19 protein-coding genes and 1 tRNA gene are annotated in these 23,697 nt (G+C 65.8%); 5 read left to right on the top strand and 15 right to left on the bottom strand.

What is annotated here, in order from left to right:
- Nucleotides 1-297 (top strand): hypothetical protein, encoded by a 297-nt coding sequence (locus tag PW734_00595; protein ID MDE1169701.1) that lies wholly within the window; start codon nucleotides 1-3, stop codon nucleotides 295-297.
- Here PW734_00595 and PW734_00590 read toward each other — a convergent pair.
- The 4 genes from PW734_00590 to PW734_00575 are packed head-to-tail and all read right to left on the bottom strand — an operon-like array spanning nucleotide 294 to nucleotide 4,735.
- Entirely contained in the window at nucleotides 294-1,676 is a 1,383-nt protein-coding gene (locus tag PW734_00590; protein MDE1169700.1) for an efflux transporter outer membrane subunit, read from the bottom strand. The genes PW734_00595 and PW734_00590 overlap by 4 nt on opposite strands.
- Entirely contained in the window at nucleotides 1,673-2,560 is an 888-nt protein-coding gene (locus tag PW734_00585) for an HlyD family secretion protein (protein ID MDE1169699.1), read from the bottom strand. Before PW734_00585 ends, PW734_00590 begins: the two co-directional genes overlap by 4 nt.
- A complete protein-coding gene (locus tag PW734_00580; GenBank protein ID MDE1169698.1) occupies nucleotides 2,557-2,757 on the bottom strand; it encodes a DUF1656 domain-containing protein in 201 nt (66 codons plus the stop codon). The genes PW734_00585 and PW734_00580 overlap by 4 nt, the downstream gene beginning before the upstream one ends.
- 1 nt (nucleotide 2,758) lies before the next feature.
- Nucleotides 2,759-4,735 (bottom strand): FUSC family protein, encoded by a 1,977-nt coding sequence (locus tag PW734_00575; protein ID MDE1169697.1) that lies wholly within the window; start codon nucleotides 4,733-4,735, stop codon nucleotides 2,759-2,761.
- Nucleotides 4,736-4,773: 38 nt separating this feature from the next.
- On the opposite strand from PW734_00575, the gene PW734_00570 reads away from it, so the two are divergent.
- Nucleotides 4,774-5,718: a LysR substrate-binding domain-containing protein gene (locus PW734_00570; GenBank protein MDE1169696.1), complete on the top strand. Its 945-nt coding sequence runs from the start codon at nucleotides 4,774-4,776 to the stop codon at nucleotides 5,716-5,718.
- 9 nt (nucleotides 5,719-5,727) lie between these two features.
- On the opposite strand, the gene PW734_00565 is transcribed toward PW734_00570, so the two are convergent.
- The gene (locus PW734_00565; protein ID MDE1169695.1) at nucleotides 5,728-6,096 is read right to left on the bottom strand and encodes a hypothetical protein; all 369 of its coding nucleotides are present in this window, start codon (nucleotides 6,094-6,096) and stop codon (nucleotides 5,728-5,730) included.
- A 129-nt stretch (nucleotides 6,097-6,225) separates the two neighbouring features.
- Here PW734_00565 and PW734_00560 point away from each other — a divergent pair, with 129 nt between their 5' ends.
- Nucleotides 6,226-6,816 carry a DNA-binding protein gene (locus PW734_00560; protein MDE1169694.1) on the top strand — a complete coding sequence of 197 codons (591 nt, stop codon included), beginning with the start codon at nucleotides 6,226-6,228 and terminating at the stop codon, nucleotides 6,814-6,816.
- Nucleotides 6,813-7,184 (top strand): hypothetical protein, encoded by a 372-nt coding sequence (locus tag PW734_00555; protein ID MDE1169693.1) that lies wholly within the window; start codon nucleotides 6,813-6,815, stop codon nucleotides 7,182-7,184. Before PW734_00560 ends, PW734_00555 begins: the two co-directional genes overlap by 4 nt.
- 94 nt (nucleotides 7,185-7,278) lie before the next feature.
- Here the strand turns inward: PW734_00555 and PW734_00550 are convergent, their stop codons facing one another.
- A complete protein-coding gene (locus tag PW734_00550) occupies nucleotides 7,279-8,679 on the bottom strand; it encodes a sigma-54 dependent transcriptional regulator (GenBank protein MDE1169692.1) in 1,401 nt (466 codons plus the stop codon).
- Nucleotides 8,680-8,907: 228 nt separating this feature from the next.
- Here PW734_00550 and PW734_00545 point away from each other — a divergent pair, with 228 nt between their 5' ends.
- Nucleotides 8,908-9,297 (top strand): response regulator, encoded by a 390-nt coding sequence (locus PW734_00545; protein MDE1169691.1) that lies wholly within the window; start codon nucleotides 8,908-8,910, stop codon nucleotides 9,295-9,297.
- A gap of 106 nt (nucleotides 9,298-9,403) precedes the next feature.
- Here PW734_00545 and PW734_00540 read toward each other — a convergent pair whose 3' ends face one another.
- The 9 genes from PW734_00540 to PW734_00500 form a co-directional block, all read right to left on the bottom strand.
- On the bottom strand, nucleotides 9,404-10,921 hold the full coding sequence (locus PW734_00540) for a response regulator (protein MDE1169690.1): 1,518 nt from the start codon (nucleotides 10,919-10,921) through the stop codon (nucleotides 9,404-9,406).
- A complete protein-coding gene (locus PW734_00535; protein MDE1169689.1) occupies nucleotides 10,918-15,855 on the bottom strand; it encodes a response regulator in 4,938 nt (1,645 codons plus the stop codon). Before PW734_00535 ends, PW734_00540 begins: the two co-directional genes overlap by 4 nt.
- 150 nt (nucleotides 15,856-16,005) lie before the next feature.
- Nucleotides 16,006-16,078: transfer RNA gene (locus tag PW734_00530), tRNA-Gln, on the bottom strand.
- Nucleotides 16,079-16,136: 58 nt separating this feature from the next.
- Nucleotides 16,137-16,475, bottom strand: coding sequence for a P-II family nitrogen regulator (locus tag PW734_00525; protein ID MDE1169688.1), 339 nt, complete (start codon nucleotides 16,473-16,475; stop codon nucleotides 16,137-16,139).
- 42 nt (nucleotides 16,476-16,517) lie between these two features.
- Nucleotides 16,518-17,960: an ammonium transporter gene (locus PW734_00520; GenBank protein ID MDE1169687.1), complete on the bottom strand. Its 1,443-nt coding sequence runs from the start codon at nucleotides 17,958-17,960 to the stop codon at nucleotides 16,518-16,520.
- An 89-nt stretch (nucleotides 17,961-18,049) separates the two neighbouring features.
- Nucleotides 18,050-20,326: a cation:proton antiporter gene (locus PW734_00515; protein ID MDE1169686.1), complete on the bottom strand. Its 2,277-nt coding sequence runs from the start codon at nucleotides 20,324-20,326 to the stop codon at nucleotides 18,050-18,052.
- A 13-nt stretch (nucleotides 20,327-20,339) separates the two neighbouring features.
- On the bottom strand, nucleotides 20,340-21,209 hold the full coding sequence (locus PW734_00510; protein ID MDE1169685.1) for a VWA domain-containing protein: 870 nt from the start codon (nucleotides 21,207-21,209) through the stop codon (nucleotides 20,340-20,342).
- Nucleotides 21,196-21,567 (bottom strand): type II toxin-antitoxin system RelE/ParE family toxin, encoded by a 372-nt coding sequence (locus tag PW734_00505; GenBank protein MDE1169684.1) that lies wholly within the window; start codon nucleotides 21,565-21,567, stop codon nucleotides 21,196-21,198. Before PW734_00505 ends, PW734_00510 begins: the two co-directional genes overlap by 14 nt.
- Nucleotides 21,564-23,621 carry a DUF1343 domain-containing protein gene (locus PW734_00500; protein ID MDE1169683.1) on the bottom strand — a complete coding sequence of 686 codons (2,058 nt, stop codon included), beginning with the start codon at nucleotides 23,619-23,621 and terminating at the stop codon, nucleotides 21,564-21,566. The genes PW734_00505 and PW734_00500 overlap by 4 nt, the downstream gene beginning before the upstream one ends.
- Between the last annotated feature and the right edge of the window lie 76 nt (nucleotides 23,622-23,697).

Raw genomic sequence — 23,697 nt, 5'->3', positions numbered from 1 at the left:
GTGAGCGCCTCCCTGGTCTCCCTAGCCCGCCTGGCGCGGCAGCGTTGCCTGGCCTCCCCCCTGGACGCCGCTCGCCGCATCTACCGCCTGGAAGGGGAATGGGAGCCGATGCTTTTGCAGAAAGATCCCGCCACCGCCCAGGCCGATTCCCTGGAAGCCCTGCGGCGGGCGCTGGCGGACATCGCCATCGCCACCGTCCTCCTTCCGGCGGGCAGCGGCGTCACGCTGGAGGAAGCGGCCCGCGCCGTCGACCAATCCGGCCAGCAGAAGACGCTTTTCCTGGAACAGCGGGATTAAGATCCGGACTGGAAGCCCCCGCCCAGCGCCTTAAACAGGCGTACGGAGGCAATGCGCTCCATCGCCTCCGCCCGCACCCCTTCCAGCCGGGCCTGCAGGCGCCCGCCCTCCGCCTCCGTGACCTGGAGGTAATTCGTCACGCCGCCCTGGAAATTTCGGCGGGAGAGATCCTCCGTCGCCGCGGCATCGGTCGTCGCTTCGCGCAGGAGGGAGGCCTGTTCCTCATAATGGTGCAGGTCGTCCAGCGCGTCCGTCACGTCCCGCAGCGCGGCCAGGACGGTCTGCCGGTAATCGGCGCAGGTGGCCTGGTAGGCGGCCCGGGCGCTGCTGACCCCCGCGGCGATCCGGCCGCCGTTGAGCAGGGGCAGCGTCGCGCTGGGCCCGATCTGGAAGAGGCGGTTCTCCCAATCCAGCAGGCTGCCCGCCTTGAAGCTGGAATAGCCCGCGTCCCCCGTCAGGCTCAAGGCGGGGAAATAGGCGGCGTAGGCCACGCCGATGTCGGCATTGGCCGCCTGCATCTTCCGCTCCGCCCGCGCCACGTCCGGCCGCCGCTCCAGAAGGGAAGCGGGCAGCCCCACGGGAATCCGGGGCACAGCGCCGAGGGAGGTCGCCGGAGGGATGCGGAAGGAAGGAGCCGCCTCCCCGCACAGGAGAGCCAAGCCGCTCTGGAGCTCCTCCCGCTGGCGCGCCGCCTCCACGGCCTGGCTCTTGGCCAGCTTCCACTGCGTACGGGCCCGGTCCAGCTCGGAGCCGGCGATCAGGCCGCCGCGGAAGCGCTCCTCCTTCAGCTCGGCCTCCTTTTGCCGCAGGGCGGCGACACGCTCAAAGATCTCCTGCTGGGCGTCCATTTGCCGCAGGAGAAAATACTGGATGGCCACCTCCCCGCGCAGGGAAAGGAGCACGTTGTAGTAATCGGCCACGCTGGCCTGCGCCCGGGCCTGGGCCCCCTCGTAGGAACGACGGACCCGCCCCCAGAGGTCGATCTCATAGCTCAAATCCAGGGGAACGGTGAAGGTGTTGGCGGTGAAATTCTGCGGCACCACGGTGGGAGGCGTTTTGTAACGCTTCGCGGAAGGGTCCAGGCTCAGCTCGGGGAAGAACTCCGACTTGGCGATGCGGGCCGTGGCGCGGGCTCCGTCGATGCGGGAGAGGGCGGCCAGGACCTGCTGGTTGGCCTTGCCCGCGCGCGTCTCCAAATCGTTCAGGACCGGATCGCCGAAAGAGGTCCACCAGTCGGGCTTGATCCGGTCGTCGGCGGGCTCCGCTATCTTCCAGCCCCAGTCCGGCGGCATGTCCACGGTGGGCCGGTGGTAGTCCGGCCCCACGGCGCAACCCGCCAGCCACAGGGAAAGGAACAGGCCGGCAAGACGGGTTTTCATGAATGGCGGCGGTGATGCACGGAAACCGTGCAGGTCATGCCGGCGGCCAGAATCACGCCGGACGGCACGCGGTCGATGATGATGCGGACGGGGATGCGCTGGGCCAGGCGGACCCAGTTGAAGACCGGATTGACCTCCGCCAGCCCCTGGCCCAGCCCCGCATTGGCGTCGACAATGCCGCGGCTGATGCTTTCCACGTGCCCTTCCAGCGGGTCGCCCACGCCCATCAGGCGGATGGTGGCGCCGTCCCCTTCCCGGATGCGGGGGATCTTCGTCTCCTCGAAATAGCCGGCGATCCAAAATGAATCGGAGTCGATGACCGACATCTTCGCCTGCCCGGGGGTGGCGTAATCGCCCACGCGCAGGTGGAAATTGGTGACGTAGCCGTTGGCAGGGGCCAGGACCTCCGTCCGCCGCATGTGCAGGCGGGCGGTGGCCAGGGAGGCCTGGGCCTCCGCATACGCGGCGGCGGCCACGGCGGCCTCCGATTCCGCGGTCTCCCGCTCCTCCTGGGAGACCGCTTCCACGCTGAGCTGCCGCCGCCGCGCGGCGTCGGCCTGGCGGATCTCCATCTGCTGGCGGCGGGCTTCACAGGTCGCCTCCGCCTGCGCCAGCTGCAGCCGGTAATCCTCCGGATCGACGACGAAGAGGACGTCCCCTTTATGGACGAACTGGTTGTCCGCCACGCGCACCTCCGTCACCTTTCCCGGAATTTCGGCCGCCACGGCCACGATTTCCGCCCGCACGCGCCCGTCGCGCGTCCAGGGGCGGAGCATGTAGCTCCACCACAGAAGGCCAACGGCCAGCACGGCCAGGAGCACCGCGCCACCCGTGACTCCCACGCGGCGGAGCAGAGCCGGATCGTAGTCGGACCATCGTTTCATAACATTCCGATTACCAGCCCGACCAGGGAGAGCAGAAGGAGAAACGTCGCCAACTTGAAAAGAGCCGGGTGCCAGGCCCACGTCTCCAGGCGGCTTCCATCCAAAAAGACCGAGATCGGCAGGAAGGCCAGCAAAGCCAGGACCAGGAACCCAAAGAAGGGCGGCAGATAAACGCCGAAGAAGTCGATTTCCTTCATTTTAAGCAAGGCGGAAGAAGGAAGTTTCCCGCTCCAGCATAAGCGCCGACTCCTCCACCCGTTCGGCCGCCTCCTCCCATGCTTCTCCTTCGGAAGCCAGGACTCCCAGCCCGTCCCCCGCGGCGCGCAGGCGCTCCACCCTTCCCGCGGGCGCGCGGAAAGCTTCCAAGGCAGGCCGCAGGCGCGAGCCCTCCTTTCCCGCCGCTTCCTGCAGCGCGCGGAGCCGGAGGATGTGAATGCCCACGTGCAGAGCGGCCAGCGGCCCCTCCAACGGAGCCCCCGCCTTATGCAGGAGGTGCAGGCGGTCAAACATCGTGTGCCGCCACGCGTCGACGGTCATCGGCCGGGGGGCGGAAGCCAGTCTTTCCAGGTCCCGCCGCACCTCCCCTTCCAGATAACCGCGGACGGAAAGGGAATCCGGCGGCGGAATCAGATGGTAAATCAGCAGCCCCCAGACAATCCCCCCCACCACGGCCATGGTATTGTTCAAAAAGCCGATCAAATCGTAATGGCTCGGGTTATTGAGCGGCAGCAGCAGGAAAAAGAGGATGCTGAATCCCGCTCCCATGATGGAAGTGGCGGGAGAAAAGATCAGCAAGCCCGCGAACATAAGAAATGGCGCCAGGCACAGCACCAAGAGCGGGAAACCGTCGACCTGCTGCATGAAGAAAAAAGAGCACAGGAAAGCGGCCAAAACACCCCAAAGCCCCCCTTTAAGCACCTGCCCGACAACGGCCGTGGGCACTCCCGCGACGGCAAAAAGGCTGGAGACGATCGAGACAAGCACGACGAAATTTGCCGCTGCCGGCCAGGTCGACCAAATCCAGAAACAACCCGCTCCCAACGTGCCCAGGAAAGCCCGGATGCCATTGCGCAAAGCCAAGGGATAATTCGGATGGAACGCGGGCCGGGCCGGGCGGCGATGCGCCGGGAAAAATCGCGCGCCGACCCAATTTTCCGCCGCCGCGCCGAAACAGGCCAGAAGTTCCCGCAGCCGCCGCATGGTAAGCGCGGACACCCCCGAAGAGGCCGCGCCCTCCAGGCGCCCGCGCAGGGCGTTGATCCGGCTCCGCAAGGCCTCCAGCTCCTCCCCGCCCCCTTCAAAAGGAAAATCCCGGAAAAGCGCCTCCATATCCCGCAATAGCGGCTGCAAGGCCGAAGCCGGGCGGAGGCTCAGGTCGTGCCCCAGGGCCGCGGCCTCCGTAGCCAGGCCGATGAGCGCCGCCACCGTTTCACGGGCCTGCTGCTCATGAGGGCGGAAACCCGGCGATTCTACCGCGGCAAATTCAATGGCCGTTTCCAGCGCCATCACATCGGCAAAAAGGCGGGCTTCCAGGTTGGATCCCAGTCCGTCCAGATGGACGGCGCGGTCCGCGTGCCGCAGGACGGCCTGGGCCGCCTCCCGCATCCGCATCCAGGCCTCCTGATAGGCCCGCCGGGGAGCAAAGAGAAGAGGCACCAGCGTACCGCAGGCGATCCCCACGATCACCGCCGAAGCGCGCGTCAGCGCGAAGTGAAAAACCGAGAGGGGATGGTCCAACACCCCCATGCAGACCATCGCCGCCGTGTAGCCCGCCAGAATGGAGCCATAGCTTCGGAAATTCCTAAGGAGCGTCCCCACCCCCGCGCCCAGGCCGATCCAAAGCGCCAGGGCCGTAATGAAAAAGCCGGGCGCCTGCGCGAAAAGCGCCATGATCGTCACCGCCGCCGTCGCGCCGACCAGCGTGCCGATCATGCGGTGAAAACTCTTGGAAAGCGTCGGCCCCAAGGCCGGATTCCCCACGATCCACACCGTCAACGCGGCCGTTCCCGGAGATTCCAATTGCAGGACGTAGGCCAGGAATAGCGCCAGCGCCGTCGCCCCCACCATTTGCAAGGCGAAGAAAACCGCCTGCCGGGAGGGCAGGAGGCTCTTGACCTCTTCAAGAAAGACCAGGGGGAACGCGGCCTGCATGGAAAGGTTTTGGTTGCGGTCCACTATTAGACAGAGAAACTATTCCAAAACCGAGAATTAAAATGGAACGCATCCAAACGCGTGAGCTGGAATACTTCCTGGCCGTGGCCGAAGAACTGAGCTTCGTCAAGGCCGCCCGGCGCCTCCATCTTTCCCAGCCGCCCCTTTCCCGCCACATCCAGATCCTGGAAGGCAAGCTGGGAACATCCCTGCTGAAACGGGACACCCGCAACGTGAGCCTCACGCCGGAAGGAGCCCTTTTCGCCGAGCAGGCGCGGGAAATTCTCCAGCAAATGGACCGGGCGGTCGAATCGGTCTCCCGCGCGCGGAAAGGCCAGGTCGACCGCCTGCGCATCGGATTCGTCGGCGCGCTCCTGGAAGAGAAAATGCCCAACCTCCTCCGCCGTTTCCACCAGAGCCATCCGGAATGCCAGCTTCAGCTCTTTGAGATGGACGCCGCACAGCAGCTGGAAGCCCTGCAAGAAAAGAAGATCGACGGGGCCTTCATCGGCACCGCCCCCGCCCGGCTCCCCGCCAAGCTGGACATGATCCCCTGGAAGACCGCGCCGCTCTACATCGTCCTGGCCGGCGACCATCCCCTGGCCAAACGCCGGGAAATTACCCTGGAGAGCGTCGCCCATGAACCGTGGATCGTCCTGGCGGCCTCCTCCGCTCCGGCCTTTCACTCCTACTTCCTCGACCTCTGCTCGAAAAGCGGATTCCGCCCCCGCATCACCACCGAAGTGCGCCGCTACCCGGAAGCCATGGCCATGGTGGCCGTCGGCGAGGGAGTCTGCCTGGCCGCCGACACCGTCCTGCGCCTGGCCCCCCGAGACGTCGTCTTTCGCCCCCTGAAGCCCGCGCGCACGCTCAATCACGTCTTCGTATTTCACAAAAATGAAAGGCCGCCCATGCTCGACGGGTTAATCGCCGAGCTACGGGCGGCCAAGGCCGGGGACTACTCCGGCCGTACCAACCCAAAGCGCTCCACCCGGAGCGCGGCCTGATCTCAGGCCCTACCGGATCGGTTCTCCGGTAAGCATGTTCAACTCCGGCGCAGAGGAGGCGGCCTTTAGCACCACCTCCGTCGTGCGGCCACGGCTGACTTGCGCCTTAACGGAAGCCTGCTGCGTGGCCACGCGATAGCTGCCCGGAGCGAGAGTGACTTTCTGGTCCGCCTGCACGCGGGAGGCCGCCACCGTACCATCCGGGCGGTAGACGGAATATTGGAAGCCAGGGGCTTCATAGGCGTCATTGCGGACTTCCAACCAGCCCTTGCCGGCGCCGCCCGCGGCCTGCGCGGACAACGGAGAAACCAGGGCCCCGCCCAAGATCATCAAGGAAAGGAGGCGGGCTGCCTTGCGGTTCGTATTCTTGTTTTTCATATCTAGGGAGATCATAACGCCGGCCTGTCATTTCTTGAATTACTTTGAAAACAAGACTCTGATCGCAATTCGAAATAAGTCATTTTTTGGAAAATTGTCACTTTGGCGAAGCTGAAGTATCTTACCTCCATGATCTCCCCTGCCCTTTCCCGCCGGGCCTGGCTCACCGGCGCCGGCCTGGCCGCCTGCGGCTATCTGGCCGCCGGCCATGCCGAAGCCGCCCCGGCCGGCTACGTCACACCGGGAGGAACCGTCACCCCGGGCCTGGCCCCCGGCCTGCGCTCCCGCGTGCTGACCACCTATCCGGACGGAACCAAGGACTATCTCCTGGCCTTCGGCAAGGGAGACGAGGTCTTTTCCGGCCTCACCGAATTCGCCGAAAAAGAAGGCCTCCACGCCGCCCGCCTCCAGGCCATCGGCGCATTCCGCAGCGCCCGATTCGCCTGGTTCGACGCGGCGCGCAAAGCCTACCGGGAAGTCCCCGTGAACGAGCAAGTGGAGGTCTGCTCCCTCCTGGGAGACATTGGCCTGGCGGGGGAAAAGCCCCAAGTCCATGTCCATGGCGTCATCGGCCTGCCTGACGGCACGACCCGCGGCGGCCACCTCCTGGAAGCCCATGCCTGGCCCACCCTGGAGCTTTTCCTCACCGCGTGGCCCAAAGCCCTGGTAAAAAAGCGCGACGAGGAAACCGGCCTCTCCCTTTTCGACCCCACCTTATGATCACCGCCCTAGACCACATCCTCCTGGCCACGCCGGACCGGCCGGAAGCCGCCGCCGCAGCGCGCCGCTTCTTCGGCACGCTGCTGGGCTTAAAGGAAGTCCCCATGCCATCGACCCTGGAAGGCCGCGCCCACTGCTGGTTCCAATGCGGCGCATTGACCATCCACATCGGTCCGGAAAAGGATTTCCGCCCCGCCAAGAAAGCCCATCCGGCTTTCCTCGTCGCCGACCTTAACCAGGTCCGCGCAGCCTTGGAAAAAGAAGGCCATCCCATCCGCGCCGATGACGCGATCCAAGACGTCCGCCGTTTCTTTTCAGAAGACCCCTGGGGCAACCGCCTGGAGTTTCTCCAACGGGTGACGGAATAGGAAACTAACCTTTCCCGAAATGGCGGCCTCAAAGAAAGGGACGCCGCCGGCTTCCAGGCGGGCGATTAAAAAACAATGCCCCGCGCTTGGGCGCTCATCCCTCACCAGGGTCGTTGCCGGGAACTTCCAGACCGTAGAGGGCGATCTTTTCCCTTAACGTCTTGCGATTGATGCCAAGCAGGCGTGCCGCCTCCAAGCGGCGGCCCCCGGTACGGTGCAGCACGGCGGCGATGGCCTTCGCTTCCAACTGGCGGAGTAGCGCGGGCTCGGCGGAAGTTTTGCCCGCAACGCGCCGACCGATCCACTCCTCGATGAGAGTGTCGGAAGCCGTTCCCTCCCCCCCCTCGCCCAAGGCCCGGCAAACCGGATCAGGGCCGATCACCCGACCCGCCGTCAGCATGGAGGCGCGCCGGACCGCGTTTTCCAACTGCCGGACGTTTCCCGGCCACGGCGCTTCCTGGAACAGCCGGAGCGCTTCGGCAGCGATTTCCAGCGGCGGACCGTCCGCGGCTTGGCGGCGCAGGAAGCATGCGATGAGGGCCGGGATGTCCTCCCGCCGCTCCCGCAGCGACGGAAGCCGGAGGGGGGCCACGTGAAGCCGGAAATACAGATCCTCTCGAAACCGTCCCTGCCGCACTTCGGCTTCCAGGTCCCGGTGGGTGGCGGCGACGACGCGGACGTCCACGCGGACCGGGGTGCCTCCCAGCGGGCGGACTTCCCGTTCCTGAAGGACCCGGAGCAGCTTAACCTGGACTGAGAGGGGAAGATCTCCCACCTCGTCCAGAAACAAGGTCCCTCCGTCCGCCTCCTGGAATCGGCCGAAGCGGCGCGCCTGGGCGCCGCTAAATGCCCCCTTCTCATGACCGAAGAGCTCGCTTTCCACCAGCGTTTCCGGAATTGCCCCGCAGTTGACGGGGACGAAGGGGCCGTCCCGCCTGCCGCCGTAACGGTGCACCGCCCTTGCCACCAGCTCCTTGCCCGTACCCGTTTCCCCCAGGATGAGAATCGGCGCAGGCTGGCGCGCGGCCCGGCCGATTTCCTTGAACAGCTCCGTCATCGCCGGTCCCTGCCCCACCAGGCCCTCGCCGGCATCGGAATCGCAGGGAAGAGTGACGATGTCGCCCGCGAGGGCGCGGGCCGCGACGGCCTTTTCCACTACCTCCAGGAGCCGGGACCGCGTCACCGGCTTGCGCAGGTAATCGAACGCGCCGCGCAAGATAGCCTGGACCGCTCGGTCAAAGGTCCCCTCGCCGGTAAGGAGGATGAGAGGAGGAGGCCGCTCCCCCACGGATAGGGATTCGATGACATCCAAGTCCTCGCTGTCGGGAAGATTGATGTCGCTCAGGACAAGGTCGTAAGTCTGCCGCAACAGACGTTCCCGCGCGTCGGCAACGCGGCCCACGCTATCGACATGGTAACCTGCCCCCCGGAGGGAGGCCGTGACGCTTTCCGCAAAGTCGACGTCGTCTTCCACCAATAAAATCGATTTAGTCATCGATGGCCTTCCCTTAAGATACATTTGGAACCCCTCAGATTCAAAATGTATCTGAATTGCCTAGCCCCGCCTCTCCTTTCGGGAGGGGCATTTATCCGATTCCGTTGATGGGAAAGAAGAAGCGCCTACGGCTTCTTATTCTGGTATGAAAAATGTCTCCCTGAAGGCATGACGCAGACTTCGGAGATTTCCTCCTCCCTCGGCACACCCGGACAAGACCCGCAAGCCATGGACCTAACAAGGGCCGAACCGCCCCGTATTCTTGTGGTCGACGACAGCCAGAGTAACCTGGATATCTCGGCCTATTTCCTGGAGTGGGAGGGATACCGCGTCCTCCGGGCCATGGATGGCCGTACAGCCCTCCACCTGCTCGATACGGAGCGGCCCGATCTGGTCGTGACCGATATCGAGCTTCCCGACATGGACGGACTTTCCTTGCTACAGCATATCCGGGCCAACGCCCGCACCCGGGACATCCCCGTGGTGGCTCTGACGGGGCACGACGAAAGGACCTATCAGGAGCGGATGCTCGCCGCCGGATGCACCGCCTACCTCATCAAGCCGATCGACACCCGGACGTTCAGCCAATGCATTTCTCGACACCTTCCTCTCCGGTAAACCTGATCATCGCCGACGCCTTCCCCCACCCCTCCCGGAAGGCCGGGTCTTTCGCTCCGGTTTAGCCATCGCGCCCGTCCGGAGGACCCCGGCTGGGGACTGGAGGCTAAAAACGAAAGCGAAAGACGCTCCCGCCTTCCGTTCCCGCCTCCACGCCGATGCGGCCGCCGTGGGCCTCCACCGCCATGCGGCAAAAGGTCAGTCCCAGTCCGCTCTGGGGAACGTCCTTCCGCAGGGCGCCCACCTCAAACTTGTCAAAGATGCGCTCCCGCACCTCCTCGGGAATGCCGGGGCCACGGTCCTCGATCTCAACCTGGACGCCTCCTTCCAAGGCAACGGCGCGGACCACAACCACGCCGGAGGCAGGAGAGAATTTAAGGGCGTTGGACAGAAGATTGTCCATCACCCGGAGGAGAAGCGCGGCATCATACCGGGCCTCCAGGGAGGAAGAGGAGGCCTCCACGCGAATCTCCAGCCCGCGCCGTTCCGCAAAGGGGGCCAGGTTCCGGACCGCTTCCTTGACCGTCGCGAGCAAATCGCCCGGACGGGAGTCGATCCGCAGCTTTCCCTCCTCCATCTTCGCCAAGAGAAGCATGTCCTGGGTCATGGAGCTAAGTCGCAAGGCATTGTCGCGGATGCGGAGCAACGCGGGGCTCGGCACGCCGGAAGAGGCCGCGGCCAGGAGCTCGTCGGCGTCCAGCAGGATCGTGGCCAGGGGACTGCCAAGGTCATGGACCGCAAAATGGGAGAAATCCTCGCGCAGCCGCATCGCCTCGCGCAGGACCCGGGCGGCCTCGTCACGCCGGAGCCGGTCCTGATACGCCTGGGAGTGGAAGCGGATACGGGCGAGCAACTCGGCCTGGGCGGTGGGCTTGACCAGGTAGTCGCTGGCGCCGATTTCAAACGCCTGCGCTTTCACCAGCGGCTCCTCCTGCCCGGACAGAACCAGGACAGGCACGTCCCGTAGGCACGGGTGTTCCCGGTAGCGGGCCAGGAGGAGGAGGCCGTCCACTCCAGGCATGCTTAGGTCCTGCAGGATTACCGTGGGCCGGAGCCGGACGGCCTCATGGACCGCCCCCGTTCCGTCCGCGCAATGGTGGAATTCCAGGCCGGGCAAGCCCTGTAAATCAGCCCTCACCGCCTCAGCGACAACCGCCTCGTCGTCCACAAGAAGGACCACCGCGGGATCGGGGGAACCCGGCGGAGCAGAGGCCGGAGGCCGTGTCAATTCCCTCTCCAGGATAGCCGTCTTAAGCAAGGTGCGGATGCGCGCACGGACGAGCGCAGGGCGCACCGGCTTGACGATATAGTCCACAGCGCCGGCGGCCAGGCCCCGCTCTTCCTCCGCCTCATCCGTATTGCCGGTGATGAAAACCACCGGCACATGGGCCGTGCTCCCATCCGCCTTTAGGAGGCGCAGGACCTCGTAACCATCCATCCCCGGCATGCTCACGTCCAAAAGGACGAGCGAAATTTCCGAGTTCTCCCGGATCTGCCGGAGGGCAGATGGGCCGTCCTTCGCCAGGAGCACGTGACAATCAAGCTGGAGAGTGTCGGCCAACAGCATCCGGTTCACCCGGTCATCGTCAACCAGCAGGACGGTATCCAGCGGAGAGTCCGTCACGGGGCACCTTTCTTTCCCGCGATCTCCTTTTGAAGCCGCTCCAGAGTTTCGGCAGCCTTCTTTAACTCGACGTCCTCAAACTGGGCGCAGAGCTCCCCGGCCAGCGCTGCGTGCGGCGTGGCCGCAAGGATGGACCGGATTTCCTCCAACAAGGGCACCGCATCGAAGCTGCCCTTGCGCACCAGTGGCGCCGCCTTGTCCAGAAGCTCCGCAATCCGGGCTGGCCCCGCCGCGGCGCTCCCTTTCGCCTCCTTCCCCTCAAGGGGCAGATGCTCCGCCAGCCCTTCGATCACGATCCGCAGATGCCGCTGGAAGTCGGACGCCAGCCCGGGCATGGCCTCCCTCTGCCCCGCTTTCGCGGCGGCCTCGACGAGAGAGGCGGCGTCAGCCAGCGCGCGGGCGCCTAGATAGGCCGCCACCGATTTCACCGTGTGGCCCAGGAAGCCCAGCGCCGCATGATCGTCCGCGCGCAGCTTCTCGTCGATGCGCTCCGGGGCGGAGGCGAAGTCCCGCAGGAAGCCTCTTAAGAAATGTTCGCACCGGCCGCCAAAGCGGGCCTGGGCCACGGCCAAGTCAATTCCGGGAAGGGCGGAGGGAAACGTCGGCGGCGGCGCTTCAGAAACGGCCTGGGCGGTAGGAACAAGAAACCGCTGCAAGGTCTGGTACAAGAGCGCCTCGTCGATCGGCTTTGCCAAATGGGCGTTCATCCCCGCAGCAAGGCTCGCCTCCCGGTCCGACTCCTGGGCCTGCGCGGTGAGCGCAATCAAGGGCAGAGAGGCAAGCCGGGGCCGGGCCCGGATCGCCCGGGCTACTTCCAGGCCGTCCATCTCCGGCATCTGCACGTCCAAAAAGACCACGTCATACGCCGCCCCTTCAACCCGCTCCAGGGCCTCCCGGCCATTGACCGCAAACTCCACCTCAATTCCGATGGCGACCAGAAGATCGCCCACCACCTCCCGGTTAAAGGAGTTGTCGTCAACCACAAGCACCCGCTTTCCAGCCAGCGAGGCCAGGCCGGGAGCAAGGGGCAGAAGCCGGAGCAGCGTATCGTAGAGAAAATCCGCATCGATCGGCTTTTCGACATGCCCGTCCATACCCGCATTGCGGACGGCCTGCCGGGAAGCGGTATCGACGTTTCCCGTCATGGCAACGATCGGGAGTCTCTCAAAGCGCGCATTCAGCCGAAGACGCCGCGCCGTTTCCAGGCCGCCCATGCCCGCCATCTCCATGTCCAACAGGAGCAGGTCAAAATCTTTCGCCTCGATCCGGGAGAGGACGGCCTCGCCGCTCTCCACCGCCTCAACCTCAACGCCGACCTGCCGCAATAGTTCGACGCCCACCTCCCGGTTGAGAGCGTCGTCATCGGCCAGCAGCACGCGCACACCGCGCAGCCGGCCTAGGTCCCGGCCCACCAACCGCCGGATGGAATGGGCTTGGCCCAGCGCCTCCATCAGCGTGTTGAATAGGACCGACTCAGTCACAGGCTTGATGAGGACGCCTTCCAGCCGGAGCTGCTCGGCGTGGCGGAGGATCTCCTCCCGCGCATACGCCGTCACCATAAGGACCGCCGGCACGCGCTGGAGCAGGGCATCGGCTTTGATCTGCCGCGCGCTCTCCAGCCCATCCATTCCGGGCATCCGCCAGTCCATCAGCACCACCTCAAACGGGGAGCCCTTCCGGGATGCCTCCCGCAGCAGCGCGATCCCCACCTCTCCCGACGCTGCCGTCATAGTGTCCATGCCGAAACGCCGCACCATCCCGCACAGAATATCGCGGGCGGTGTCGTTATCGTCGATGACCAGGACCCGCCGGCGGGCCAGTCCGACCCACCTATCCGTGTCCGATGCGGGCACCTGGGCCGGGCGGGGCGTGCGGGCGGTGAAGGAGAAGGTGCTGCCAAGGCCCGGCTGGCTCCGCACCCCAATGACCCCTCCCATTAGCTCCACGAGGCGCTTGCAAATAGCGAGGCCAAGGCCGGTGCCGCCGTATTTTCTCGAGACCCCGGCCTCAGCCTGGACGAAGGGCTGAAAGAGGCGCCCGACCTGCTCCTCAGAAAGCCCGATGCCGGTGTCTTGAACGGAAAAACGCAGCAAGCCCGGCTCCGGCTCCAGCGCCACGGAAACGACCACCTCACCCCTATCCGTGAACTTAACCGCATTGTTGACGAGATTGATCAGCACCTGCCCCAGTCGAAGCGAGTCGCCAACGATCCGCTCCGGGACGCCGGGGGCCACAGAGAAGGCGATTTCGATCCCCTTTTCCTCCGCGCGCATGGCGGTGACGGCGGCAACCGACTCCAACAGTGACTCGACCGAGAATTCGACGAACTCCAGGGTCATGCCTCCCGCCTCGATCTTGGAGAAGTCCAGGATGTCGTTGATGATCGCGACGAGCGCCCTCGCGGAAAGCTCGACCTTGCCCAGATAATTGCGCTGCTTAGGCGTAAGGTCGGTTTTGAGAGCCAGCCCAACCATGCCCAGGATGCTGTTCATCGGGGTGCGGATCTCATGGCTCATCACCGCGAGGAATTCCCCCTTGGCCCGCTCCGACGCATGGGCCCGCTCCGCCTGATGCTCCGCCTCGGCGAGCGCCGCCTGAAGATTGGTGTTGGTTTCCGCGAGCTGGGCCGACTGCTCCTCCACCTTCCTGCGAATGGCCTGCTCCTCGGTGATGTCCTCAGACACGCAAACAAGGCCGATGATCCCGCCCTCCATATCGCGCCAAGGGACTTTCGTGGTGCGGAACCAGCGGGCGCCCCCATCGGCCATCTTCAGGCATTCAATATGCTGCAGCAGGGGCTGCCCCGTCTCCATGACCCGCACACAATCCTGCCAGGGCGTTTCTCTGACCTCCTTCGGAAAGTGTTCGTGCACCTTTCGCCCGGCGCCGTCGTCCCCGGGAAGCAGCCCCATAAAATGCTGAAGGGCGAGGTTTCCCACCTGAAGCCGGTCCTCCCGGTCGATGATAAAGATAGCTTGCGGCAGATGGTCGATCAGCGTCCGCAGCATATGCCGCTCCGCCCGCAGCTTCTCCCCCGTCTCCCGCTCCGCCGTGATGTCCCAATTCGTGCCGATTGCGCGCACCGGCACGCCGTCCGAGCCTCGGAAAATCCGGGCTTGGGCGCGCAGGTAGCGGACTCCCTCGATGGGATTGAGGATCCGGAATTCCCCGCTAAACGTCGAACCGCTCTCAAACGCCTGCCGCCAATCGGAGAGGATGCGGTCCGCATCATCCGGATGCATCCTGGTCCTCCACTCCTCCAAGCTTCCGCCAAACTTGCCGGGCGGCAGCCCGTAGAGGGCGTGCATCTGGTCGTCCCATACAAAGGTCTGGGCCCGGACATCCATCTCCCAAATGCCGACGCCGCCAGCCTCCACGGCAAGCTGGATCCGCTCGCTCAAAGCGCGCACGCGATTCTCCGCGTCCTTCCGCTCGGTAATGTCGACCAAGGTGCCGCGCGCGCCGACAATGCGTCCCGCGGCGTCCCGCACCGGCTCTCCCCGCGCATTCACGAAACAATAAGTTCCGTCCGCGCGGACCCCCTTCAGATCGATGCTATAGGGCGTGCCCATGATGGCGCACTGCTTGGCGACGGAGAGAAAGGCCTCGAAGCTTTCCGGCACAAAGACCCGGCTTAGCTCCTGAAGCTTGGGTGCGGGCTGAGTCGGGTCCAGGCCAAAGATCTCGTAGAGCGCCTCCGACCACACGGCGTAATCCGACTCGATATCCCACTTCCAGTTTCCAAGCCGCGCGAGCCTTTCCGCCTGGCGCAGCGCCTCGTGGCTTTCGCCCAGTTTTTCTTCCGCCAGCTTGGCGTCGGTGATATCAACCACGAAACCGACGGCCCGCACGGCCACTCCCGCAGCATCCTGAATCAGGCATGCCGCGGAACGCACCCAGCGGACATCCCCATTCGGGCGCACGATCCGGAACATAATGGCATAGTCCTGGTTCCTCGCGATGAGCTCGGCCGCCGTCTGCTGCACCTCCGTCGCCCGCCCCACGTCCTCCGGGTGAATACAAGGCCGGAACTCCGCGATCGAGCGGATAGGATTGCCGGGATCCCTTCCCATGATCCGATACCAAGAGTCGTCACACTGGAGTTCGTCGCGGCGAATGTCGTAATCCCAAATGCCCAGGCCGCCGACCCGCGCCGCAATGGCCAGGCGCTCCTCACTTTCCCGCAGCGACTCCATCACCTCATGTTCCGCGGTCACCTCCCGGGACACGCACAGGATGGCCTGCGGCTTACCGCCGCCGCCCAACACAGGCGTCAACGTATTATCCCAATGCTGCACCTTCCCGTCCGGCAACTCGCTGCGGCCCGGAAAGCGGGAAATCGTCCCCTCCCCGGCGCTGGCCAGAGCCTGTTTTCCCGTCTCCCATACATCCTTGGGCAAGAGAGGCAGCCACGGCATGCCGAAGGGCGAGTCTTCCGCCACGCCCAGCGCGCGGCAACCCGCCTTGTTCATGTGAATCAACGTGCCGTCCAAAGCGATCAGCTTGATGCAGTCGCCGCTGATATTCAGCATGTCAGTCTGCACGGCCGCACGCTTTTCAAGGTCGGCCACCCTTCGCTTCAACTCGTGAATATCCGTGCTGACGCAGAGCCACCGGCATTCGTCCTCGGAATCGCCATCCAACGGCTGCAGACTGATAAGGAACCAGCGCGCCGCCCCGCGCCCATTCTGCAACCGGCACTCCACATCGGCCCGCCGCCCCGTCATGGTGGCAGAGCGAAATCCCGCCAAGGCAGCCTCCCGGTCTTCCGGCCAGACCAACTCCGCCCACGGCACGCGCCCAGGGCCATGTCCCTCGGGAACGCCATATTCACGCCACGCCGCGTTCAGGTGTACGATGCTTCCCGCCTCGTTGAGAAGGCAGGCCGGAAACCGCAAAACCTCGATTAAGGCATGGGGAGCATGGCCATCCATCGTCAAATGAGGTAGGTCAAAATGGCATTCACGCGCGCGGGGAGCCGCGCCGTCTTCCTAATGGTAGAATTTTATGTAACCTATTTGCCAAGAGCAAGAGCCATCTCCGCAAGCGGTACCGCTTGCCCTTAATAAGGGGAGTAAAAGAAGTTGCCGCGCTAGGACTCGAACCTAGAACACCCAGATCCAGAATCTGGTGTGCTACCAATTGCACCACGCGGCAATGGAAGGAGTGTCTTTTCTACGCGAATCCAGGGCTTTGGCAAGCCCGCGTCGCGCTTTTACACCGCTTTGTCGCCCTTTTCTTCGGTGCGAATGCGGATGGCCTCGCCCACGTCGGCGACGAAGATCTTCCCGTCCCCGATTTTCCCTGTCTTGGCGCTGGTCAGGATGGCCTTGATGGCCGCTTCCAACTTGTCGTCTCCCAGGACGATCTCGAGCTTTACCTTAGGCAGGAAGTCGACGGTGTACTCGCTCCCCCGGTAAATCTCGGTGTGCCCCTTTTGCCGCCCGAAGCCTTTGACTTCGGTGACGGTCATTCCCTCGACGCCGATTTCGCTCAGCGCCGCTTTAACCTCTTCCAATTTGAAGGGCTTGATGATGGCCTCGATCTTCTTCATGGATTCCCTTTCCCTTTGTTCCCGTTGTGCGGTGTGTGTTGATTAAAGGATGTAGCCTTCTTCGCCGTGCTCGGTGATGTCGAGGCCCTGGCTTTCCTGCTCCGGCGTGGCGCGGAGGCCGATGAGGGCCTTCACGGCGAAGCCAAGGACGAGGCTGCCTGCGATGACGAGGGCCAGGGTGACGCCGATGGCTTTGAGCTGCTCCAGCCAGAGTCCGTGCCGGGCGATGAGGTCTTTCAAATTGGCGTTGAGATTGCCGTTTACGGCCGGATCGGCCAGGAATCCGGTGAGGAGGGCCCCCAGGGTGCCGCCGACGGCGTGGACGCCGAAGGTGTCGAGGGCGTCGTCATAGCCGAATAGGGGCTTCATGTAGGTGACGGTGAAGAAGGGAATGGCCCCGGCGGCCAGGCCCAGCCACATGGCGCCGGTGGGGTTGACGTAGCCGCAGGCGGGGGTGATGACGACGAGGCCGCCGACCGCGCCGGAGCAGAAGCCGACGATGGTGGCCTTTTTCTTGAGGAGGTATTCCAGGGTGGCCCAGACGAAGGAGCCGGTGGCGGTGGCCAGGGTGGTGGTGGTGAAGGCGTTGGCGGCGAGGCCGTCCGCGGCGGCGGCGCTGCCGGCGTTGAAGCCGTACCAGCCGACCCACAGGAGGCCGGTGCCGACCATGGTGAGGACGACGCTGTGCGGCGGCATGGGCTCTTTTCCGTAGCCCAGGCGCTTGCCCAGGATGAGGCAGAGGATGAGGCCGGACCAGCCGGAGGACATGTGGACGACGGTGCCGCCGGCGTAGTCGATGGCTTTGATGGCGGCGGCGGCGTTGAAGCAGCCGTTCATGAGGCCGTCCGCGCCCCAGACCATGTGGGCCAGGGGGAAGTAGACGACGAACATCCAGGCGGTGAGGAAGAGCATGACGGCGCCGAATTTGAGGCGTTCCGCCGTGGCGCCGATGATGAGGGCCGGGGTGATGATGGCGAACATCAGCTGGAACATGGCGAAGACGTTCTGGGAGACCCAGTAGGAGTAGTCGGTATTGGGGGCCGAATCGACGCCGTGGAAGAAGGCGAATTGGGTGCCGCCCAGCCAGGGCTTTCCATGAGAGAAGACGAGGCTGTAGCCGACGGCCCACCAGAGGATGGTGACCATGCCGGCGCAGAAGAAGCACTGGGCGAGGACGGAGAGGACGTTCTTTTTCCGCACCAGGCCTCCGTAGAAGAGGGCCAGGCCGGGCAGGGTCATGAGGAGGACGAAGGCGGCGGAGGTCATCAGCCAGGCGTTGTGGCCGGGGCCGGAGGAGAGGTTCGTCTTCCAGGAGGCTTTCCCGTCGGTGCCGGCCTGGGCGTTGTTGACGTAGGCCTCCAGGTCGGCGACGCGCTGTTCCAGGGAGGGCCCGGTGGCGGGCGCCGTCTCTTGGGCGCGGAGCGGCAGAGGGGAAAGGCTCCAGATGCAGGCGAGGAAGGCGATCAGGAAGACGGCTTTTTTCATGTTTATACCCTTAAAGGTCACCGTCTATGCCACAGGCCGACCAGGAATCCAGGCCTTTCTCCTTTTCCCGAAAAGAAAGTAAAAGTCCCCTACCCCAGCAGCCAGGCCCCGAAGCGCCGGATTTCGGCCAAGGGGGCGAGGATGAGGAGACGGTCTCCCGGCTGGAGCATTTCCGATCCGCCGGGATTGAGCAGCGTCGTCGCTCCGCGGCGGATGCCCAGGACCTGCACGCCGGTTTCCGTGAAGATGCGGAGCTGCGCCAGCGATTGGGTCAGACGGCGGCTTTCCTCCGGCACGACGATCGTCTCCAGCGTGTTTTCCGCGAAACTGCGCGTCGCGTCGGTCGGGGAGCTGCTCTGTTCCAGGAAAGAGCGCGTGCGGCCGATGGAGAGGTCGTTGCCCAGGAGGAGGAGCTTGTCCCCCGGGTAGAGCTGGACGTCGGGACCGGGGTTGGGAATCTCGAAGCCCTGGCGCTCCACTTCGACGACGATGCAGTTGAATTGGTTGCGCAGGTCCAGCTCCCGCAGGCTCTGGCCCGCGTAGGGAGCGCCTTCCGGCAGGGTGATTTCGACCAGTTCCACGCCCCAGTCGCTCTCGTCGACGGAGGCGGGCTGGATGACCTGGCGGCCCGATTTTTCGCTCAGCGCGTTGTTGAAGGAATAGAGGAAGTGGCTGTGCCAGCGGATGAGCCGCCGCCAGAAGAAGAGGAGGAAGAGCGCCACGGAGGCGACGAGGACGGCCACGCTCCACCAGCCGGAGAGCGGGAACGGCATGGCGACCCAGAAGAGGAAGATGAGGCCGATGGCCGCGCCGCACTGGATGGCGCCCTCCGCCACGCCGCGCAGGCGGGAACCCGGATCGGGGAAAGCCGTCTCGCTCAGGATCATGCTCATGGCGGCCAGGTTCCGCCAGATCGCCACGGCCAACCCCAGGGAGACGGAGAAGACTACTAGCCAGTAGGCGCCGTTGATGAGGTCGCCGTTGCCGTCGAGCCAGACGGCCTGCTGCTCCATTTCTCCCAGGGTCTGCCGGACCAGCGGGGAGAAGCCGAGGACGCCGACCAGCAGGAGGATTTCCACCGTCACCTGCGTGATGCGCGGGCGGGTCAGGATCCAGAAATTGTTCCGCTTCAGGCTGTGGGAGGCGGCCTCCAGCCAGCCGCGGTAGATGGTGAGGAAATGGCGGACCCAGCTGGGCTGGATCTGGTCAAAGCGTTCCGCCAGCGGTTCCGAGAAGCGCAGCAGGATCGGCGCGGTGAATGCAGTGACGGCGGAGATGCCGACGGCCAGGCTGTAGAAGTAGTCCGGCACTTTGTGGCTGGAGACGCCGACCTGCGCGATGATGTAGGAGAATTCACCGATCGGCGTGACGACCAGGGCGGTGCGGAAGGCCCCCGTCACCGTCCGTCCGGAGAGGATGTGGGCCCCCGTGGCGCAGCCGACGCGCACCAGGATGGAGAAGATGGAGACGCCCAGGATCAGCCACGCGTGGGCGATGAGCTGGTGCCAGTCGATCAGCATGCCGATGGAGACGAAGAAGATGACGGCGAACATCCCCTGCACGCCGACGAAGGCGCGCTCCACGCGGTCCCGGAAGGGGGTTTCCGCCACCACCACGCCCAAAAGGAACGCGCCGAGCGCGACGGAGTAGCCCGCCCAGGCGGCCAGGAAGGCCGCCCCCATGAGGACACCGGCGACGACGGAGACCTTCAGGTCGGCGTCGGAGGCCTTTGCCAGCCGCCGCAGGAAGCGCGGCACGACGAGGAGGCCGACGACGATGAGCAGGACGACGAAGCCGCCCAGAAGGCCCATGACCCGCCCCAGGTTGGCGGAGGCCCCCTCCGCAGAGACGCGGGCGGTGATGAGGGTGAGCATCACCACGGCCACGACGTCTTCCAGGATCATCATGCCCAGGGCGCGCTGGGCGAAGGTCTCGTGGGTGAGCCCCGCTTCCGAGAGGGTCTTGGTGATGATGGCGGAGCTGGAGACCATCAGCATGGAGGCCAGCACCAGGCCGGGCGTGGGTCCCCAGCCCAGGGAGGCGGCCAGGATCTTGGTCAGGTGGAAGACGAGGAAGGCGGTCAGCCCGGTGGCCAGGACCAGGGAGATGCCCAGGCGGCGGATACGGCGGAGGGAAAGCTCCAGGCCGACGAAGAACATGAGGAAGACGAGGCCCAATTGGGAAAGCGTCTCGATCCGGTGCACGTCGGAAACCAGGGAAAAGGGCGGCGTGTGGGGGCCGATGATGAGGCCCGCCACCAGGTAGCCGACGACCAGGGAAAGCCCGAGCTTGCGGAAGAGGGCGCCGATGGCCGCCGCGACGAGGAGGACCACCGCCAGGTCCCGGATGAAGAGAAGACTTTCCATGAAGTCCCGGACTCTATCGCCAACTCGTCGCCGGGTCCACGCTTTGATACGAGCCGCCGCTCTGCCGGCAGAGCTTCTGCAGGAGGCGCGCGTCGTCCGGGTCCATCGGGTTGGCCAGTCCGAAGGCGTAGAGCCGCGCGGGCGCCGGAGCGGCGTCCTCCATCTGGCGCACGGCGCGCAGCAGCTTCCAGTCGGGCTCGTTCGCGCCGCCGTCGGTCAAAAGGAAGATGACCTCCGGCCCCAGGCGGAGGGCGGCGGCCAGGCCCTCTTCCAAATTCGTTCCGCCGCCCAGGTCCGGCAGGTTTCCCAGGAAGGCGTAGGCCCGCTGCTTGGCCTCGGCGTCCGCCAGGATGAAGGAGGGGGAGAGAAGCAGGGGCCGGTCGGCGAAGAAGATGACGTCGAAGGCCGCTTCCGGCGGCAGCGCTTCCAGGGCGCGGCGGATTTCCTCCACCGCCCGGTCGAACCGGGAACGCCCGTTCGGCCCCTCCATCAGCATGCTGCCGGAAACGTCGATCAAATAGACGAAGCGGTGGGCGGCCGTGACCGCGCCGTAGACCTGCGCGGGACTGGCCGGGCCGGGCGAGGAGGAGGCGCCATCCGCCGTGGCCGCCGCGGAAACGGGGGCGGAGACAGTGGCGGAAGCGGAGAGGGACGCCGCGGGAGCCAGGCGGCTGGGGACAGTGACCCGCTTTTCCGCGGGCGGCGGGGGCGGCGCGGCCAGTTCCACGCCCAGGGGGGATCCGGACGCGCCTTGCGGCCCGCCCCGGAAGGAGAGCGGCACGTTGCGCGCCAGCCAAAGGAGGAGGAGATAGCCCAGGACGATGCCCAGGACCAGGAGGAGACGGCGAAAGGCGGGAGGCAGGGCGGAATTACTTCCGCTCATCCATCATCTTCCAGAAATCGGGATTGTCCTGGAGCGCCTCATCCTCACCCGCGCCGGGGAGGTTGGAGCGGAAGAGAAAGTCTTTGAGGGTGTTCTTGTGGAGCACCCGGCGGATGAGGAGGCTGCGCTCGCGCGGGGCCACCTCGTAATAGATACGGTAATCGCCCGCGCGGAAGCGGTTGAGGGAGCGCCCCTGCCCTTCGACGCGGCCGAATTTCTCCGCGTCGGCCGCCTCGGCCTCCTCCGGCAGGGCGCCCGCCTCGAACTGGCCGAGGATATCGAGCTGGAGCAGGGTGGGCAGCGTGGCCATTTCGGCCGCGCTCAAGTCGGTGAAGACGATCTGGAAGGTTTTTTTCACTGTCCGATGAAGTCAGGCGGCGGCGGGAGGGGCTCCATCGTCGGCGCGGGCGCGTTGGTGGAAGGGACCTGGCCGCCGGCGGCGGGCGCGGAGGCTCCGTCGGCGGGCGCGCCGCGCAGCGGGGCCTGCGGGCTCATCACCTGCGGCGGGAAGATGGTGACGGTGGGCTCCGCCGGGCGCGGCGCGGCGGCGGGCGGCGTCAGGCGGGGAGCCGGAGGCGGCGTGGCCGGGACGACGGGAGCCGGGGCCGGAACCACGGGTGCGGGAGCCGGAGCAGGCGCGGTGGCGGCGGGCATGGGCGCGCGCGGGGCGGGCTCGATGATGACCGGCGTGGGGGCCGGGGGCGGGACCGGCGGCGGCAGCGTCACGGCGGGCTGGGCCGGAGCCGGAGGCGGCGTGACGGGCTTGGCGGGGACGACGGGCTGCGGGGCCGGAGCGGGAGCGGGCATGGCGGGCGCGGCGATCGCCTTCTTGACCGGCTCCGGAGGGGGCGCAGGGGGCGGCACGGCGGTGGCGCGCTTGACCGTTTCCGGCTTCGGCTTGGGCACGGGCGGCGGGGTGGGCACGGCTTGGGCCTTGGCCACCGGCTCGGGGACGGCCTGGGCCTTCGCCACGGGTTCCGGGGCGGGCGCGGGCAGAGGAACCTCGGAGACGGGAACCGGGAGTGGGGCGGCGGCCTTGGCGGGCGGATTGGCCGGCGTCGGCAGCGGCACGGGCTCCGGCTTGGCCACCTGGTGCGGGGCGGCCTTTACGGGATGGGCCAGGGGCAGGTAGCTGCGGTAGAGGAGGTATTTGGCGCGGCGGGCGCGGAAGTCGAGGAGGTAGGGCTCCCAGCTGTCGACCAGCTCCTGCGCGGGCTTGCCCGCCAGGAAGTGGAGGCGGACGGTATCACCGCCGCAGAGCTTGTCGAAGAAGGCGGCCTTTTCCGGCGTGAGGGACTGGAAGAAGTTGCGCCCGGAGGCTTTCTGCATCTCTTCCATCAAGACCATGGCGCCCTGCATCAGGTTGGCCTTGGCCCGGTCTTTATAGAGGACGCGGACGCCGCCCAGGAGAAGGTCCTTCGACGGGCCGTAGTAAGGCCGGTAATAGGCGGCCTGGAAGGCGAAGCCCGGCAGGTCCCGCGCGGCGAGGGCCTTCTGCAGGGGAAAGGGATCGAGCTTGGCGGCGCCCAGGAGGTTGAAGGGGGTGGTGTAGCCGACGCCGTTGTTCAGGTCGGGGAATTCGCCCCAGAGGCCGGTGACGGCGTAGCCGAAGGCGCTTTCCACGGTGGGGATGTGCGGGGAAGGCGGCACCCAGTCCATGCCGGTGTCCTCCCATTGCATGAAGCGGCGCCAGGCGCGCATGGGGACGACGGTGAGCGGCGGGCGCTTCTTGATCCACTTCTCCCCGTGGATCATCCAGGCCAGCTCGGCGACGGTCATGCCGTGGACGTAGGGGATGTCCCACATGCCGACGAAGGAGCGGAAATTGGGGTTGAGCGGCATGCCCTCGATGCGGTCGCCGCCCAGGGGGTTGGGCCGGTCCAGGACGTAGAACTCGATGCCGGCCTCGCCGCAGGCCTCCATGGCCAGGCCCAGGGTGCTGATGAAGGTGTAGCTGCGGACGCCGATGTCCTGGATGTCGAAGACCATCACGTCGATGTTCTTCAGCATTTCCGGCGTGGGCTTGCGGGCGTCGTCGTAGAGGGAGTAAATGGGCAGGCCGGTGCCCACGTCGACGCTGGACTGGACGGGCGCGCCCGCCGTCGTCGCCCCGTAGAGGCCGTGCTCCGGGCAGAAGAGGGCGGTGAGCTTCACGTTCGGCGCGCGGCGGAAGACCTCGATGGTGGAGAGGCCGTGGCCGTCGACGGCGGACTGGTTCGTCAGGAGGCCGACGCGCTTGCCTTCCAGGCCCTGGAAATGGTTGGCCTCCAGCACGTCGATGCCGGCCAGGACGGCGGGGCCATCCGTCTTGCCCTTCGTCTCCGGCTGCTTGGCCAGCTCCTCACCCGCCCACGAAGAGGCCGGACCAAGGAGAAAAAGGCCGGCGAGCAGCAGGGCGTAAGAGAGGCGCATAGGCGCCCCGTTTGTAGTGGGAGTCAAAAGGAGAGTCAATCGAGTCTTCCCGCTTGCCAACCCGGCGGGATTTTTC

Origin of the sequence: Verrucomicrobium sp., assembly GCA_028283855.1 — a bacterium.
Taxonomy (GTDB): domain Bacteria; phylum Verrucomicrobiota; class Verrucomicrobiia; order Methylacidiphilales; family GAS474; genus GAS474.
The sequence above is the reverse complement of the archived record's forward strand: the minus strand, read 5'-3'. Positions and strand labels throughout refer to the sequence as shown.